The organism is Desulfonatronum thiosulfatophilum, assembly GCF_900104215.1.
GTDB classification, from domain to species: Bacteria; Desulfobacterota; Desulfovibrionia; order Desulfovibrionales; family Desulfonatronaceae; genus Desulfonatronum; species Desulfonatronum thiosulfatophilum.
Genome location: NZ_FMXO01000005.1, coordinates 14,277 through 30,671 on the forward strand (window position 1 = coordinate 14,277; position 16,395 = coordinate 30,671).

General features: G+C 57.4%; 14 protein-coding genes. 5 read left to right on the forward strand and 9 right to left on the reverse strand.

Annotation, left to right across the window (positions count from 1 at the left end):
- Positions 1–181: 181 nt before the first annotated feature.
- Positions 182–1,573: a GAF domain-containing sensor histidine kinase gene (locus BLP93_RS04915; RefSeq protein WP_244148647.1), complete on the reverse strand. Its 1,392-nt coding sequence runs from the start codon at positions 1,571–1,573 to the stop codon at positions 182–184.
- A gap of 287 nt (positions 1,574–1,860) precedes the next feature.
- On the opposite strand from BLP93_RS04915, the gene nadC reads away from it, so the two are divergent.
- From nadC to BLP93_RS04935, 4 genes are all read left to right on the forward strand, one after another.
- Positions 1,861–2,757, forward strand: a complete 897-nt coding sequence (nadC, locus tag BLP93_RS04920) for a carboxylating nicotinate-nucleotide diphosphorylase (RefSeq protein ID WP_092118467.1) — start codon at positions 1,861–1,863, stop codon at positions 2,755–2,757.
- 130 nt (positions 2,758–2,887) lie between these two features.
- Positions 2,888–3,922 carry a quinolinate synthase NadA gene (gene nadA, locus BLP93_RS04925; protein ID WP_092117977.1) on the forward strand — a complete coding sequence of 345 codons (1,035 nt, stop codon included), beginning with the start codon at positions 2,888–2,890 and terminating at the stop codon, positions 3,920–3,922.
- Positions 3,919–5,502: an L-aspartate oxidase gene (gene nadB, locus BLP93_RS04930; protein WP_092117980.1), complete on the forward strand. Its 1,584-nt coding sequence runs from the start codon at positions 3,919–3,921 to the stop codon at positions 5,500–5,502. The genes nadA and nadB overlap by 4 nt, the downstream gene beginning before the upstream one ends.
- Positions 5,503–5,536: 34 nt before the next feature.
- Positions 5,537–6,304, forward strand: coding sequence for a UPF0280 family protein (locus tag BLP93_RS04935; RefSeq protein WP_092117982.1), 768 nt, complete (start codon positions 5,537–5,539; stop codon positions 6,302–6,304).
- 11 nt (positions 6,305–6,315) lie between these two features.
- Here BLP93_RS04935 and BLP93_RS04940 read toward each other — a convergent pair whose 3' ends face one another.
- The 8 genes from BLP93_RS04940 to BLP93_RS04975 form a co-directional block, all read right to left on the reverse strand.
- Positions 6,316–7,998, reverse strand: coding sequence for a glycosyltransferase family 4 protein (locus tag BLP93_RS04940; RefSeq protein WP_139162922.1), 1,683 nt, complete (start codon positions 7,996–7,998; stop codon positions 6,316–6,318).
- Positions 7,999–8,188: 190 nt separating this feature from the next.
- A complete protein-coding gene (locus tag BLP93_RS04945; protein ID WP_092117988.1) occupies positions 8,189–9,850 on the reverse strand; it encodes an AMP-binding protein in 1,662 nt (553 codons plus the stop codon).
- A 165-nt stretch (positions 9,851–10,015) separates the two neighbouring features.
- On the reverse strand, positions 10,016–10,597 hold the full coding sequence (locus BLP93_RS04950) for a helix-turn-helix domain-containing protein (protein WP_244148648.1): 582 nt from the start codon (positions 10,595–10,597) through the stop codon (positions 10,016–10,018).
- Positions 10,598–10,604: 7 nt separating this feature from the next.
- Complete coding sequence (gene pdxA / locus BLP93_RS04955) at positions 10,605–11,636, reverse strand: 4-hydroxythreonine-4-phosphate dehydrogenase PdxA (protein ID WP_092117994.1); 1,032 nt, start codon at positions 11,634–11,636, stop codon at positions 10,605–10,607.
- Positions 11,637–11,739: 103 nt separating this feature from the next.
- Positions 11,740–11,949 carry a hypothetical protein gene (locus BLP93_RS17170; RefSeq protein ID WP_092117997.1) on the reverse strand — a complete coding sequence of 70 codons (210 nt, stop codon included), beginning with the start codon at positions 11,947–11,949 and terminating at the stop codon, positions 11,740–11,742.
- A gap of 63 nt (positions 11,950–12,012) precedes the next feature.
- Positions 12,013–13,479: a glycogen synthase GlgA gene (glgA, locus tag BLP93_RS04965; RefSeq protein WP_092118000.1), complete on the reverse strand. Its 1,467-nt coding sequence runs from the start codon at positions 13,477–13,479 to the stop codon at positions 12,013–12,015.
- Between the two features lie 34 nt (positions 13,480–13,513).
- Complete coding sequence (locus tag BLP93_RS04970; protein WP_092118003.1) at positions 13,514–13,984, reverse strand: NUDIX domain-containing protein; 471 nt, start codon at positions 13,982–13,984, stop codon at positions 13,514–13,516.
- Between the two features lie 238 nt (positions 13,985–14,222).
- Entirely contained in the window at positions 14,223–14,900 is a 678-nt protein-coding gene (locus tag BLP93_RS04975) for a hypothetical protein (protein ID WP_139162923.1), read from the reverse strand.
- A gap of 332 nt (positions 14,901–15,232) precedes the next feature.
- Between BLP93_RS04975 and BLP93_RS04980 the strand changes: the two genes are divergently transcribed.
- Entirely contained in the window at positions 15,233–16,315 is a 1,083-nt protein-coding gene (locus tag BLP93_RS04980; RefSeq protein WP_161946198.1) for an efflux RND transporter periplasmic adaptor subunit, read from the forward strand.
- Positions 16,316–16,395: the final 80 nt, after the last annotated feature.

The window sequence follows — 16,395 nt, forward strand, 5'->3', positions numbered from 1 at the left end:
TGGAAATCCGTTTGTTCACAACCCATTTCCTTTCAAAAGATGTGCCGGGGCGTACACTTCAATACCTCAGTTATTTTGAGAAGGACCATTGCCGCCTGCGAACGGGGAATCAGTTTCACCTCCTTGTCACTAGCCTCGTGACAAACCAAATAATGTGAATTTTATCCAAGTACTGAAAAAATCACAAGGGGGCGGAAGGTGAGCCGTCAGATGGATCTCTGGGCAGAATGAAGTAGAAGTTGTTGCCCATTGGTGTCGGCTCATAACCCATTCGACCACCATGAAGTTCAATGATTTGACGGATAAAGAACAGCCCGTGACCCGTCCCCGGCTCATCATCGACATTGCCTGCCCGAAACCCCTCTTCAAACAGCATGTTCCGTTCATCTTCGGAGATGTGCGGGCCGGTGGAAAAGACATTCAGCTTGATGCCGTCACGCCCCTGACCGAAGAAGTTCGGCATATCCTGCCAGCCGTAGGAAATGAATTTGACCTCCCTGCCGCAAATATCCCTCACAGGAGCGGTATATTTCACCGCATTGGAAAAAAGGTTCGCATACACCTGGTTGATCAGGCCGACATCCACAACGACCTCTATTTCCTTGTCTGGGATTCCAGCCCATGCGATCTCGATGCCGCGGGCTTCAAACTCGGATTTGAAACGTTCTGTCTGCGGATCGATAATCTGACTCTTAAAGTTGCAGGTCCTTTTTTCCAGAACATATCGACCCTGTTCAAAATGACTGCGACGCAACAACGTTTCCAAAAATAGACTGGTATTATCGTAGTGGCGCAGAATTTCCCGAAACTGATCCTGAAGCGCGTCATGTATATATGTCAGCCTGTTGTCCAGCAGCCGGCCATGGGCGGCATGCAGGGACGCAGCATCCTGGTGGGACGACATGGCGGAAAAATCACGGCTGAGTTCCCCCAGGGCATTGATGGTTCCCTCAAGACGACGATAGAACAGCTTGAAATACATGTTCGGAACAACCACGTTGTGGCCGATGTCCTTGACCAGGCTGCGGATGAAATGAAGGTGTTCCTGGTTCTTTTGGCTGATCATCTTGCTGTGCAGTTGAAAGCCGATCCGATTGGCATATTTTTCGAAAAAAAGGCGGTCGTGCTCGTTCAACGACTGTTCCGGAAATATGTCTAGAATGCCGATCAAGTTCCCGTCCAGCTTGAGCGGCAAGTAGTTCTGAAGCTCGATGTTGCCGTGAATCGGCAGATAGTAATGACCGCCGTGAGCGGTGGGAGAAATAAAAAACGGGATGTCGGCAGCGGGTTTTGGTTGTCTGGAATCGTAGCAAACCCTGAAATGTTCGACCTTCTCCTCCAGAAACAGGTACAGCGTGCATTCCAAATCAAAAAAGACCTTTGGTACCAGGGTGCATACGGTCATCAGATCCCGAAAAGAGTCGAATTCCTGGGCCAGATCGAAAAAAACATTGAGCGCCGTGCTTTGCAGAGATGAGAAATTATATTCCGCGTAGTCGTCGATCTTTTCGAGGATGCGCCTTTGAATGGCCGATGCCCGTGAGTACTCAAGGCAGAGAGGTGCGTATTCCACAGATGCTCTTTCTGGCATGCACAACTTCCGGAGTTAGTGTAATTCTGCATTATGATCAGGCGGCGACACACTGACTCAGCAACGACCTTCAGTGATACGAAAACGATCATACGGAGAAAATTCATCGCAAACAAGACATATTTTTTTGCCGGAATTTTTCCGGCATTGAATTGGTGGAGATACATCTGAAGGGCTGAATAAGGGCGCCTTCCATTCTTTACAAGAATGGAAGGCCTGTCGTAGTGAATATGAGGAGGATGTTTGGCATTGAACGCCAGGTGAGCGATATGAACAACCAATCATTGTTTGACTCATTTTTTCACGAAAAGTCCTTGTCGTTTCTGGACAGACTCATCCAGCTCAGCCTGGACGAGGACGGAAAGGATTTGACGTCCATGGCTCTTTTTTCTGAGAATGAGCAGGCAGAGGCCGGCATTAAGGTCAAGCAGGATACCCTTGTTGTCGGCCTGCCCATTGTGCCCATGATCCTTGGGCGTTTTCCAGGTCATGTCCGCATTGAATTTGTCGTGTCTGAAGGGGCGCATGTCCCTGCAGGGACCCATGTCGTCAAATTTCAGGGGTCCGCGACGACACTGCTCAAGGCGGAACGGGTGATTCTCAATTTCATCGGGCGGCTGTCCGGCATCGCCAATCTGACACGGACATTTTGTGAGAAAATTGCCGGCTCCGGGGTGCGATTGCTGGATACTCGGAAAACAACCCCCGGCCTGCGGTACCCGGAAAAGTACGCCGTGGCCATGGGCGGTGGAACCAATCATCGGCTAGATTTGAGTGAAATGTTGATGCTCAAGGACAATCATATCGACAGGGCCGGGGGGATAACCCCGGCGGTGCGCCTTCTTCTCGCCGCTTACGACCCCTGTCCGCCCATCGAGGTGGAATGCAGGACTCTGGCGGAGGTCGCGGAAGCTGCTGCCCTGCCTGTGCAGCGAATCATGCTGGACAACATGAGCCGCGATGAAATGGCGCGGGCTCTGGCCATGATTCCCCCCGGGATGGAAACGGAGATCAGCGGCGGGGTCAAACTGGAAACCATCGCCGAACTGGCGGCACTGGGCCCAACATTCATTTCCGCCGGCGCACTAACCCATTCCGCCACCTGCGCGGACATCAGCATGGACATCTATCCCGTGTCCGAAAAAGTGAACTCAAACGGAAGTTGATAAATTTAAAGAACTCAGCTGATGTTCGAGTAACTGCTAAAAAAGGTCGGCATCCAGGCCATGCTTGCACTATTATCGAGCAGTTGCATGACGAATTTTCGCTCTTCTTTTCAATCCCAAGGATCGTTGAATGAATAACCATATATCCGAACGAATCACGGCGCTTCGCCAACAGCTCGGCTCATCCCTGGCCATTCTCGGTCATCATTATCAAAGCGACGAGGTTGTTCAGCACGTGGACTTCCAGGGCGATTCCCTGGAGCTGGCGCGGAAGATACCGGATTTGGACGCCAAGTATATCGTCTTCTGCGGCGTTTCCTTCATGGCCGAGACGGCGGCCCTGCTGGCCACGAAAGAACAGTCCGTCCTGATACCTGATCCAAAGGCCCACTGCTGCATGGCCGGTACGGCGCCGACTCAGCGGGTGGCCAAGGTCCTGCAGGAAATTACCGACCTTGGGCGCAAAGTGATTCCTCTGGCGTATGTCAATTCCACGGTGGGCGTGAAGGCGCTGTGCGGCGAGTATGGCGGCAGCGTGTGCACGTCGGCCAATGCCGCGATCATGCTGGACTGGGCCATGGGCCAGGGAGACTGCGTCCTTTTCCTGCCGGACAAGAACCTGGGGATGAATACCGCTGATCTGCTGCGCATTCCGGTGCAGGAGCGGGCCGTACTGAATGTGCGGGACAAGGACGGCCTTTTGGACTCGGATTCCCTTTCCAGAAAGCTTCTGCTTTGGCCGGGAGTCTGCGCGATCCATTTTCGGCTCAAGCCCGAGGATGTCCGGCTTGTTCAGGAAGACGATCCCCGCCCCCTGGTGTTCGTGCATCCGGAATGCGAGCCCGGCGTTGTCGCCCTGGCGAATGTGTCGGCCTCCACTTCCGGGATCATCCGGGCTGTCCGGGAAGCGTCGCCGGGCGCGACGATCTACATCGGCACCGAGGACAATCTTGTCCTGCGGCTGGCAAGGCTGAATCCAGACAAGCATATCTATCCATTGGGAGCCGGGTATTGCAGCGCCATGCTGAAGATAACCGAAGCAAGACTCCTGAGCACACTTGAAAATCTTGACGAGCATGCGGCGGTGCGGGTGGATTCCGCCATCGCCCCCAAGGCCCGCAAGGCCCTGGAAACCATGCTGGACGTCATGGCGAGCAGAAAATGATCGATACTGTCGAGACACGAGCCCTGGTCATCGGCTCCGGGATTGCCGGTTGCGTCGCGGCGCTGACCATCGCCGAGGCCGGCGTGGATGTAGTGTTGATCTGTGCTGGTCGCCAGCTGGACGACGGGAACACGGCCCTGGCCCAGGGGGGGATTGTCTACCGCGGGCTTGGGGATTCCGCGCAGCTGATGGCCAAGGACATCATCACCGCGGGCTGGGAGTTGAACTATCCCCGCGCCGTGCGGTTTCTTTGCCGCAAGGGGCCGGAAGTCCTGAACAAGATTTTTCTGGAAAAACTGGCCGTGCCCTTTGCCCGTGAAGAGCACGGGGAATACCACCTGACCATGGAAGGCGGTCACAGTCGGCCTCGAATCCTCTACAGCGCGGACTATACCGGGCGTGTGATCATGGACAGCCTGATCGTGGCCGTACGCAAGAATCCGCACATCCGCGTGATGACCGAAATGACGGCCATCGACGTCCTGACCACCCACCATCACAGTCATTCCCTGGAAATACGCTACCAGATCGAGAACCAGTGCGTCGGGGCGTACGTGCTTGAACATTCCACGGGAATCGTCCGGCGTTTTCTGGCGGATTACACGGTTCTGGCCACGGGCGGGATCGGCCAGATCTACCTGAACACCACCAATACTTCGGGCTCGCTGGGCTCGGGTTTTGCCATGGCCCACCGCGCCGGGGCCAGGCTGATGAACCATGAATACATCCAGTTTCACCCGACATCCCTGTTTCACCGCAGTCCGCGCAAGTTCCTGATTTCCGAGGCAGTGCGCGGCGAGGGCGCGAAACTGGTCAACGTTCACGGCCATGCCTTCATGGCGGATTATGATCCCCGGGCTGATCTGGCTCCCCGGGACATTGTGACCAGGGCCATTGTCGATGAGATGCTCAAGACCGGCGAGGACTTTGTCTATCTTGACGCAGCGAACTACATCGACACCGATATCGCGCAGCGCTTTCCGACCATTCATCAGAAATGCCTGGAAGGCGGGGTCGACATGGCCAAGGAACCCATCCCGGTTGTCCCGGCTGCCCATTACTTCTGTGGGGGCATTCTGGTGGATCAGCAGGGGCGGACCACCATCGAACGGCTCTATGCGGGCGGCGAGTGCGCGTGCACCGGAGTTCACGGAGCCAATCGCCTGGCGAGCACTTCGCTGCTGGAAGGATTGGTGTGGGGGCACGCCATCGGGCAGGATATCGCGTTGCGCGTGAAGCGCAACGCCATGCTGAACAACCGGTTGAAGTCCTCCATCGCTCCGTGGTTCGCCCTGGGGCATCGCCAGAACGAGGACCCGGTACTCGTGAGTCAGGATTGGGCGACCATCAAGCATACCATGTGGAACTACGTGGGCATCAAGCGGACCACGCCCCGCCTGAAACGCGCTTTCGACGACCTGCGCGACCTGAACAAACGCCTGCACTCCTTCTACAAGGAAACCCAAATTTCCAAATCTCTGGTGGATCTGTTCCACGGCTGCCAGACGGCCTACATCATTACGACGGCGGCCATGCGCAATCCCCAGAGCAAGGGATGCCATTACCGGGATGACACGTAGCGTGATCCGCACGTTGCGCCTGAACTTGTGAACCATGGCTGAACAGTTTCCTTCCCCTCCGCATCTCTCTTCATGGAGAAGTTACCGTGGTCGGTGCCGGCCGGGACCAGGGGAAGTAGGATTCCAAGTGGTGGTGGCGCAGACGGATCTGTGGGTTGTCGCTGAAAGCGACTTGCGCAGGGAAGTGCTGCAGGCCGTGAATGACTGCCGCGGACAACTGGAGGCGCACATCGCGGTCCAACCCGAATTCGCGACCAGCCTTGAGCCCGTGGACGTCAAGTCTTCTGTTCCAGCCGTCATCCAGGCCATGGCCAAGGCTGGTCGGATCTGCAACGTTGGCCCAATGGCCGCCGTGGCCGGGTCCGTGGCGCAATGGGTAGCCGAACGATGCGCGTCACGGAGTCCGAACCTCATCGTGGAGAATGGCGGAGATCTTTACCTGCAATCGACCCGGGAGCGCATTGTCGGCCTGCTTGCGGTTCCCAAAAGCGAAATGAGCATGGGATTACGTTTAATGCCTGAGGATTTCCCTTGTTCACTTTGCTCATCATCAGCAACCATCGGCCATTCCCTGAGCTTCGGCCAAGCCGACCTGGTGGTGACGCGCTCCAAAAACGCCGCCCTGGCCGACGCCGCGGCCACCGCCCTTGGCAACATGCTGCAGTCGCCCGGGGAGATGTCCCGGGTCATGGATCAGGCCAAACGTTTCGCCAGACATGGCTTGGACGGGGTCTTCGCCCAGTGCGGGGACCAGGTGGGCGTTTGGGGCAAGATGGACTTGGTTTGCCTTGAGTCGACGTAACAAGCCAAGCCTCAGCTGACTTGATCCAATGTCCCTTCCTCTTCGGGCATGATTTCCAGCAGATCGTGCTTCAGGGCCCAATGCAGGCAGAAGCGAACGGTTGCCTGGTCAATCTGGGGAAAGAGCCGGTCCATTTTCATCACCAATTCAGCAAAGGTCACTGGCTTGCGGGCGCAAAAAAGGATCTGCCTGATGGCCTCCGGCGTGACCAGATCTTCCAACCCGGCATAGATCACCGGAAAATCCCGACCCGAATAGATTTTTTCGCCAATGCGCGAGCAACGCAGTCTTGTTTGCGCGTCCATGGTTGAATGGTGAAAGCCGGCAAAAATTCCGGCATAGGGAAGCTCCAGGGGACGGGCGAAGACTTTTCCGGGCAAGGGGGCGACCTCCTGCTCCCAAAGGTGATCCCAAAGCGCAAGATGTTGCCGGATCAGATCCGGCCAGGAGTAATGGGTTCTGACGTGGAGTTCGGCCCGCCGGCCCATGTCGCGGCGTAGCTCGGGGTTGTCGATCAGCCGTCTCAGGGCTTCGGCCAGTGCAGGTACAAGGACCGCCGTTTGTTGCGCCAGGAGAAACTGGACCTCGTAATCCGGGATCAAGCCGGAAAGCATGTCGATGTCGTCTGAATCCTTTGGCCCGATGGTGGGAATCAAATATCCGGTCTGTTCATGGAGAACGATGTCCCGGTACCCGCTGTAATCGGCGGCGATGACCGGCAGTCCGGCCAGACCGGCCTCCAGGAGGGTCAGCCCGAAGGTTTCCTGAGGATTGTCCGCCAGGGAAATGAAGATGTCCGCCGCGGTATAGAGTTCCTGCTTGAGCTCATCGTCGGGACGGGGAATGAGCCGGATGGGAAGCCCGACGTTGCGGGCCAGGGCGGAAAATGTTTCGGGAAAGTCGTCCCGCGGCTCGACCCAGCCGGCTATCACAAGCAGTACCCGGGAGTCTTTTTTCGGAGCAATCCGCTGCCATGCCCGGAGCAGGGGCAACAGGTCCATTTTGGCATGGGGCGAAATTCTGCCCAGCACCAGCATTACGCAGGTCTCGTCGGACGCCTTCAGGCCGTCTCTGCCCTTGCGGCGAATGGCCTCGTGGGGAGCTGGCGTGCTAGGAGGCTTCATGCCCAGAGGGATGACGGACACCTCGGGCTGCGGGAACCGGTGCGCATCCAGCTCGAAATGCCGGCGCAGATGGGTGAAATAGGCCTGCACGGCGCCTTTTCCGGCACGTGACGTGGCGATGATCCCGTCGCGGGCCGTGCATCCGGACCAGAGGTGGGCCAGGAATTGGGCCGGGTATCCGGGATAACTCAGGGAATGAGTGACGCTGGTGACGGGAAAGAGGTCGTCGGAATAGGCGTTGCGCAATCGGGCCAGGGCAGGGGGGTGGTTGATGCAGTCCGAAAGATGGAAGCAGTGATAGCCATTGGTCCGCAGGGCTTTCGGCAATTCATGGCGCAGGAAAAAGCGGACATGACCGTTATTCAGAAAGCCTGGATATCGTTGCCTGAAAATCTCCTCGGTCTGCTGTACTTCTCTGGGCGTGGCAAGAAAGAAATGGTAGGCGTCAAACGGATCGAGATCAAAAAGGGCCGACAGAAACTGCTCATTCGCCACCCTGCGGCCCCAGATCGCCCCGGATTCGAGAAACGGATCCAATGTCCCCCAGATGCGGGGCTGTGTTTTCGTCATGGAAGCGTCTTTGGTCAAACGAACCTCGGCAAATTCTGAACTTACCGCCCCTATTGCCAACTTCCCAGATAAACAACGAATCTCTTCTAATCGCAATCGCAATCGCAATCGCAATCGTGTCTACTCACCTGAGGAAGTCGCGCTGGACTCTCCGACCTCGCAAGTTCCACCCCGCTTCCTCCCCTCGTAATCAGCCTGCCTTGCCCGCCTCCTGGATGTCCCGGGTCCGGATCTCGGCCCGCTTGATCTTGCCGCTGATGGTTTTGGGCAGTTCGTCGAGATACTCCACGACCCTGGGATATTTGTAGGGGGCGGTCAGGGATTTGACATGCTCCTGGAGCTCTTTGGTCAATGCTTCCGAAGCAGCATATCCCGGAGCCAGCACCACCGTGGCCTTGACCGCCTGGCCGCGAACCGGGTCCGGGATGCCGGTGACAGCGGCCTCCACCACGGCCGGGTGGGTGATCAAAACGCTTTCGACCTCAAACGGTCCGATCCGGTAGCCGGAACTCTTGATCAGGTCGTCCACCCTTCCCAGAAACCAGAGATACCCTTCCTCGTCCGTCCAGGCCTTGTCGCCGGTATGATAATACCCGCCGGCCCTGGACTGGGCCGTCTTCTCCGGCTCATCCAGATAGCCGGTGAAGAGTCCCAGGGGATTGCCGCCATCGAGGCGAATGCAGATCTCGCCCTCCTCGCCCGGCGCGCAGGGCTGCTGGTCGTCGTTGAGGAGCACCACGTCCCACCCCGGACTGGGCTTGCCGATGGAACCCGGCTTGGGCGTCATGAAGGGAAACGTGGCGACCTGCAGCGTGGTCTCGGTCTGTCCGTAGCCTTCGTAGATGGCCAGTCCGGTGGCTTCTTTCCAGGCATGAAAAACGCCGTCGTTGAGCAGTTCTCCAGCAGTGGTGCAATGACGCAGGCTGGAGAGGTCCAGGCCGGAGAAATCCTGGCGAATCAGGAATCGGTACACCGTGGGCGGTCCGCAGAAGGACGTCACCTTGTGCTCGGCCAGGAGCGCCAACAGCTTTGCCGGATCGAACTTGCCCCGAAAGTCGTGGACGAAAACAACGGCCCCGGCCATCCATTGACCGTAGAATTTCCCCCAGACCGCCTTGCCCCATCCCGTATCGGCCAGTGTAAGGTGGATGTCGCCTGGGCGCAGATCATGCCAATGGATTCCGGTGGTATAGTGACCCAGAGGATAGGTATGTACATGCTCGACCATCTTCGGCGGCCCGGTGGTGCCGGAAGAAAAAAAGATCAGCAGGCTTTCCTGGCCGCCGGCTGCGTCTTCGGGCCGAGGAAACGTTTCTGCGGCTTCGGAAACGGTCGCGGCGTAATCCAGCCAGCCACGTGCCGGAAGCGTCGCCTCTCCGGATCCGACATGAATCAGGGTGCGCAGGCCGGGACAATCCGCAAGGGCAGCTTGAACAACGGGCGCGACTCCGCCATCGACTATCGCGGCCTTAATGCGGGCGAAGTTGACCCGGTAGACGATGTCCTTGGCGGTGAGCAGAGCTGGGGAAGGCACGGCCACGGCGCCAATTTTGTGCAAGGCGAGCATGCTGATCCAGAACTCCACCCGTCGGTGCAGGATGAGCATCACCCGGTCGCCTTTGCCCAGGCCGAGTTTCCGGAGGGCATTGGCCAGCTTGTTGGATTCCAGCTCGAAGAAGCCAAGGGTGTAGTCCTTACGAACTCCGGCATCGTCGACATGGATCATGGCCGGTCGGTCAGGATCCTGCCGGGCCTGTTCGGCCAGAAAGTCAAAAGCAAAATTGTAGTTTTCAGGTATGTCGATCTGAAAGGATTTCACAAAGTCTTCGTATGACGTGGAGGAAACGTTCATTTGTCGCTCGTTCTCGATGAGATGTTGAAAAATTCGACGCGGGCTTTGCGCTTCCAGGAGGGATCAGTGGTGGGAAATCAAGACACACCATGTTCCGTCACTGCCGGTTCCCTTGAATGGTGTGGAATTTCCGGAGGTTTCACAGGCAGTTGGCACCGCGAAGGCCTAGATAATGACGTCCAGAAACGTGGCTTCGGCCTGATCCAGCCCTCGCAGCGCATGGGGCGTTCTGGACGTGAAGTAGAGGCTGTCTCCCGGTTCCAGGATGAGAATCTGGTCGCCAAGGCGGAGCTCCAGCTTGCCGGAGATCATGTGGATGAATTCCTGGCCGGCGTGTTCGGTGAATGTCAGCTCATCTTCGGTTTTCGGCGGCACGGTCACCAGAAACGGCTCCATCCTGCGGCCGGTGAAACTGAAGGCCAGGCTTTTGTAGGTGTAGTCCTTGCGCCGGTCCACGCTCATGCCTTTGCCGCGGCGGACCAGGGCGTGATTGTGCAAATGGGCCTCGCCACCGGAAAGGAGGACGGTCAGGTCGACGCCGCAGGCCCGGGCGATCTGAAAAAGATGGCCTACCGGAATTTCCACTGTACCGGATTCGTACAGGGCAACTTTATCCGATGTGGATTCAATCTTTGCGGCCATTTCTTCGACGCTCAGGTCCAGGGCTTCGCGCAGCCCACGCAGACGCGGGGCGATATGCGTGTAGGGCGGATCTTCCAACGATGATGGAGGCATTGGTTGAGACATGATTACCTTATTGACGTGTTGAGATCAGGTTCAGAGCCATGGTCACGGCATTAAGCAGGCTTTCCGGTGAAGCCGCATCCCTGCCGACGAGATCATACCCCGTGCCGTGATCCGGACTGGTGCGCACATAGGGCAGGCCAAGGGTCATCTGGATGCCGGCATGAAAGTGGAGCAGCTTGAATGGCGCGAGTCCTTGGTCGTGATACATGGCCAAGACGGCAGAGAAGTCGCCGATCCTGGCGCGGTGAAAAACTGTGTCCGCGGCCAGCGGACCGACGACGTTCCATCCCCGGGCCGTTGCCTCGGCCACGGCTGGAGTAATGATTCTTTGTTCCTCGTCACCGATGCTCCCTTCCTCCCCGGCATGCGGATTGAGGCCGCATACAGCAATGGGCCGGCGCATGTCCATAGAATGCATCAGCTTGTGCGTCAATTCCAGCTTGTGGAGAATCAGTTTCGTTGTGATCAATTCCGGCACGGCCCGCAGTGCCGGGTGGGTGGTGGCCAAACTGACCCGCAGTTCCGGTCCCCAGAAATGCATGCAGACATTGTCCCCAGACAATCCGGCACGGGCGGCCAGGAATTCGGTATGCCCGGCATAGGCGAATCCTGCCTGCTGGAGCATGGCCTTGTTCAGCGGGCAGGTGACCAGTGCGTGGGCGGTGTGAGAGTCAAGCAGGGTGCAAGCAATTTCAAGGGATTCGCCGGCGGCCTTGCCCCCGGCTATGGTGGCCAGTCCGGGCTGAAACGGTAACCTGGAAAGGCTGGGAGGAGCATGGAGATACACTCCGGAAGGCTGCAGGGAAATTGTGTTCACATCCGGTAAGGGGCGCCAGAAGGAGGGTTGGCTCCTCATCCGCAGGTGATGATGCAAAGCCTGTTCAGGTCCGATGATCAGGATGCGTCCATCGGGGAAGAGTGATTCGCCGAAGATACGACAAACAAGCTCCGGACCCAGACCGTTTGGATCTCCAAGAGTCAGGGCGACGGTGGAAAGGCTTGGCGCTGCCGACTGGCCCGACTGCGTCTTAGTATGCATACGGGAAGGGCATGATGCAGTTATAATCGGCTAGTATAAAAGGACGATTGTAGAGGCTTTTCGGGCTTTGATCCGCAACCGGGACGCGGTCGGGAATGGGAAGTCATGCGTCCTTTTGTCGGGGAGAAAGGGAGAGACAATCCTCACGAAAGACGCAACCGGTCTGGTCGCAAAAACCTGTCTCGGCCCGGGCGAAGCAATCAAAATTGCCTTCATCAAGTTGGATCATTCGAATGGCTTGAATCTTGGTGATGCCGATGCCGAACTTGATTCCTTTTTCCTTGGCCATGGCCCGGATTTCGTTCATTTTCATGGGTAAAACGTCCTCATTTTTCAGGTTGAAGGCACGTATTGCACGGAAATCTCGTCCAACAGCTTATCCTTTGGACAGATCCGCGCCAAGTTCGCTGTAGGCCCGAATATATTTTTGAGCCGCGCTGGTCCATGAGAAATCGGTACGCATGGCCCGCACCTGCATTGCATTCCACTGCTGACGCTTTGACCAAAGGTCCAGGGCCTGATTGATGCATTTCAGAAAGGCATCAGATTCGGCGGGCGAAAAGATGAAGCCCGTAGATTCCGGGTGGGGGTAACTGACGATGGTGTCCAATAAGCCCCCAACCGCCGAGGCGACGGGCAGGCTGCCGTACCGGAGGCTGTACATCTGGGTCAGGCCGCAGGGTTCGTATCGGGAGGGCATCAGGAACAAATCCACGCCGGCCTGAATGCGGTGGGCCAAGTCCTCCGTATATCCGATCCGCGCCACGAATCGACCAGGATAGGTTTCCATCATGTCCTGGAGCAGGGCCTCGAACTGCAGATTGCCTTCGCCCAGAACCACAACGGATACGTCACGACGGAGCAGTTCCGGCAGGATGTCCAGAAGCATGTCGATGCCTTTCTGACGACGCAGACGGCCGACAAAGCCCAGCAGTGGGCGGGTAAGCATTTTCGGGTCCAGACAAAGTTCATGGAAGAGACTTTCCTTGCAGCGCAGTTTGCCTTTCAGCAGTTCCGGTGAGTAGGTGCACGGGAGAAACCGGTCCTGACGAGGATCCCAGATTTCGTAGTCGGCTCCGTTGAGGATGCCTCGCAGGTCCGAAGCCCTGTACTGAAGAATGCCTTCCAGTCCGCATCCGAATTCCGGTGTGAGTATCTCTTCCGCATAGGTCGGACTGACCGTGGTTACCATATCTGCGTAGGAAATTCCGCTTTTGAGAAGATTGAAGTCCCCGAAGTATTCGGCCCCGCCGCTGTGCCACGCCGTATGAGGCAGTCCGGAGTGCTGAAAGAGGCGGTAGGCGAAGCGGCCCTGGAACGCCAGGTTGTGGACCGTCATCACGGACTTGGTGTTCTCCCAGAAGGGATCGACCTTGCGCAGGAAGTGCAGGTATGCCGGCACCAGGGCGGCGTGCCAGTCGTGGGCATGGATGACGGCCGGTGGATGGGCCAGTCGTCTGGTCCACTCCATGGTTGCCCGGCAAAAGAAAATAAACCGCTCGCAGTTGTCGAAATAATCTCCCTTGTGGGTGCAATACAGAAAGCGCCGATCAAAATATTCACCGCGCGAGATGAAGTAGACCGGCAGGCCGTGGTAGTCGGCCAGGAAAATGTCTGCTGTGGTGTCCGGCCAGGGGTAGCCGACGGGGCAGTCCTCGTAAATCAGCCGCAAGGGGAATTCGCTGCTGGCGAGCCGGCCATAGAACGGGGTGATCACCCCGACATTGACGCCGAGCCGGGAAAGAGCCAAAGGCAAGGCTCCCATCACGTCCGCGAGCCCCCCGGTCTTCGAAAACGGGTACATTTCCGAGGTCACGAACAGGACCTGAGGATAGTTGTCCATATGATTTTCTCCCGTCAACGGCGTCCGCTGGCTTTCAGGGAACGGGTTTGTTCAGGGGCTGAAAGATACGCAAATAATCTTGCAGGATCCGGCCATGGTCGAAGGCCAGGTCCGAAGGCAGGTCGTCCACTGGAAAAATCCCGATTTTGCCTGCATCGTCTCCGGCTTTCATTTGTTCCGGGTTGACGGCCTGGGCCGTGTAAACGGTAGTTATGGTGTGCTGGCGGGGATCACGCCGGGGATCGGAGTAGACGCCGAGAAGACCGGTCAGCTCGACATCCAGGCCGGTTTCTTCCCGAGCCTCCCGCACAGCGGCCTGCTCAGCGGATTCGCCATGGTCGATGAACCCCCCGGGCAAGGCCCAGCCAGGTGGCGGATTGCGGCGCTCGATGAGCACTATTCCCTGTCCGGGGATGTGGATAAGGATGTCCACCGTGGGGACGGGATTGAGGTAATCCTCCAGCAATCCGGCGCAGTGTGAACACGTTTTATGTAATTTTGGCATGATATTATGATATTTTTTGGCGAGTGCGTCGAGAAAACAATCGATATCAGGTCGTCAACCTTCTATTAGGATTAAGCCATGTCATTCACGGCGAAAAAATAGTAAACGTACCCATCACAAAGGGCAATATATTCTTTATTTAGAACAAGTATTCAGCCGAGGTCCGGTTTGTCTTGATATTGCAATCTCGCATGTTTGGCGGGCACTTGTCTTTCAAAAAAGAACGCAAGGCGATGATTCACTCCGTCAATGACGTCACCTCGGCCTCGATGATAAAATGAGAATGGTTCGATGCGCCCTTTTGGTTACCCGGTTGGCTGACGGCTATGACTCCTCCCGAAGGCTGCACGACCCGATTGACGCCGCTAAAAATGCTGTAGGCCACGCTGCCTGATCCGCAGGCGGTCTCGGGAACAAAAGAATCCACCGCCGCGACATGAACGTAGGGGGTGATGCGGTTTTCCGCGTACAGGACAGCACCAAAGGCCGGCATGGAGAACCGGGAACAGAGATCCGCAAGGAACGCCTTACCCATGTTCGGGCGTTGTGCCGATGGGAGCAGGATGAAGCCGATGCCTTGCAGCAGTATAATGTTGTCCTGCCTGCTCCACGAAATGGGCACGGTGATGACGGTTGTGCCGCCATGGTTTTTGTAGGCAACGGGCTGCTCCAGCCCGCTGACTTTGATCCAACCTTGTGGTCCCAGGGTGGACGCAAAGGCCAGGGAGGCATTGATGCAAAATTCTCCGCCCATCATTTCCATTCTCGGGGAACGGGAATCATCCACCATGATGAATCCGACCTGCTCCACCTCCTGGAGAAGGTCGGCCACAAGGGTCTTGCGCCTGCCTGAAGGGCATTCCAGCACAAGAGCTGTGGAATTGCCTCCGGCAATGAGAAATTTTTGGATTTGCATACATCCCCCGGGGATCGGATATGCCCCAGACTGATCACAAAGTGAACGTGCGCCGCAGCAAGGCCGGTTGTTCTTGTCCCGGCCTTGTACAAGACGAATCAGTTGCAGTGGCAGGCGCAATGGACGCTCCGTCATGCGGCAGTCGAGCCGTTTCGCCGCCTGCACTGCTGCCAGGCTGATAGCCTCAGAGTTCAGAAAAGCCAAGCATCATTCGCTTTTTCCTTTGCGGCTACTTGACATCTTGATCATCGCCTTTGAGTATGTTCGATGCCGCGGTAACACACCTGCCGAAGCGGTCAAAACACGGAAGAGAAAAGCATTCTGGAGAGAAGATGAACAATTGCTGGCGGATTCTGTTGGTGATGATATTTTTAGGGCTGGTAAATGGCGGCGAGGTTCTCGCCCAACCTCCCGGACAGCCTCCGGCCGTTGTGGAGGTGGACAGCATTACATCCGGCCTGATGCGTGTGGAAAAGGAATTCCTGGGCACGGTTTACTTCCAGGAAACCTCCCTGGTGGCCGCTGAAGTCAGCGGGCGGATCACGGCGGTGCATTTCGAGCAGGGCGACACGGTCAGCCAGGGCGCAAAGCTGGTGACCATGGACGGGGTGTTGAAGTCCAAGGACCTGCAGTCGCGGCAGGCGCAACGCGAGGAAGCGCTGGTGGAACTTGCCCGGGCCCAGCGGGAACTGGGACGATTGGAGCGGCTTTTCGAGCAGAGCACGGTTTCCGAGCAGGAATATGATCATGTCCGGTTTCAGGTCGAGGGGCTTGAGCGCCGGGCTGAATCTCTGGCGGCGGAGATCGCCAAGATCCAGGAAGAACTGCGCAAACTGGAGGTACGGGCGCCCTTTGACGGGGTCGTGCTCTCCCGGCAAAGCAATCTCGGGGAATGGCTGGCTCCCGGTTCCCCGGTGGCCGAAGTGGCCCGCACAGGGCTGCTGGATATTATGGTCAACGTCCCGATCAACGTGGCAATGTCCCTTGAGCAGGGACAGACCGTGGCCGGCCAGGCAGTAGGAAGAGAGCTGGAAGGGCGGGTCACGGCCGTCATCCCAAGGGGTGACGTGGGCAGCCGGACATTCCCGGTCAAGGTGCGGCTGCACGACGAACCAGGATTGCTGGAAGGCATGGAGGTCCGCCTTTTCATGCCAACCGGTGAAAGCCATGAGGGGCTGATCGTTCCGCGGGATGCGGTGGTTTCCAGTCCCATGGGCAGCGTCATTTTTCTGGTCCGGGAAGAGCAGGCCAGAATGATCCCGGTGACCGTCGCCGCCTATGCCTGGGACAAGGCCGGCATCCAGGCCCAGGGGGTCGAAGAGGGCGATCTGGTTGTGGTCAAGGGGCAGGAGCGGCTCAGGGACAACCAGCCCGTGCGCCTTCGCGGCAACCAGTCCGAGGGCGCCGGACCCTGATGGACGCGAGGATTATCTTCGAACACTGATCTGGATCGGCGTGAGGCGCCGGTGGTCCGCGCGACATTTTGCATAAAAGA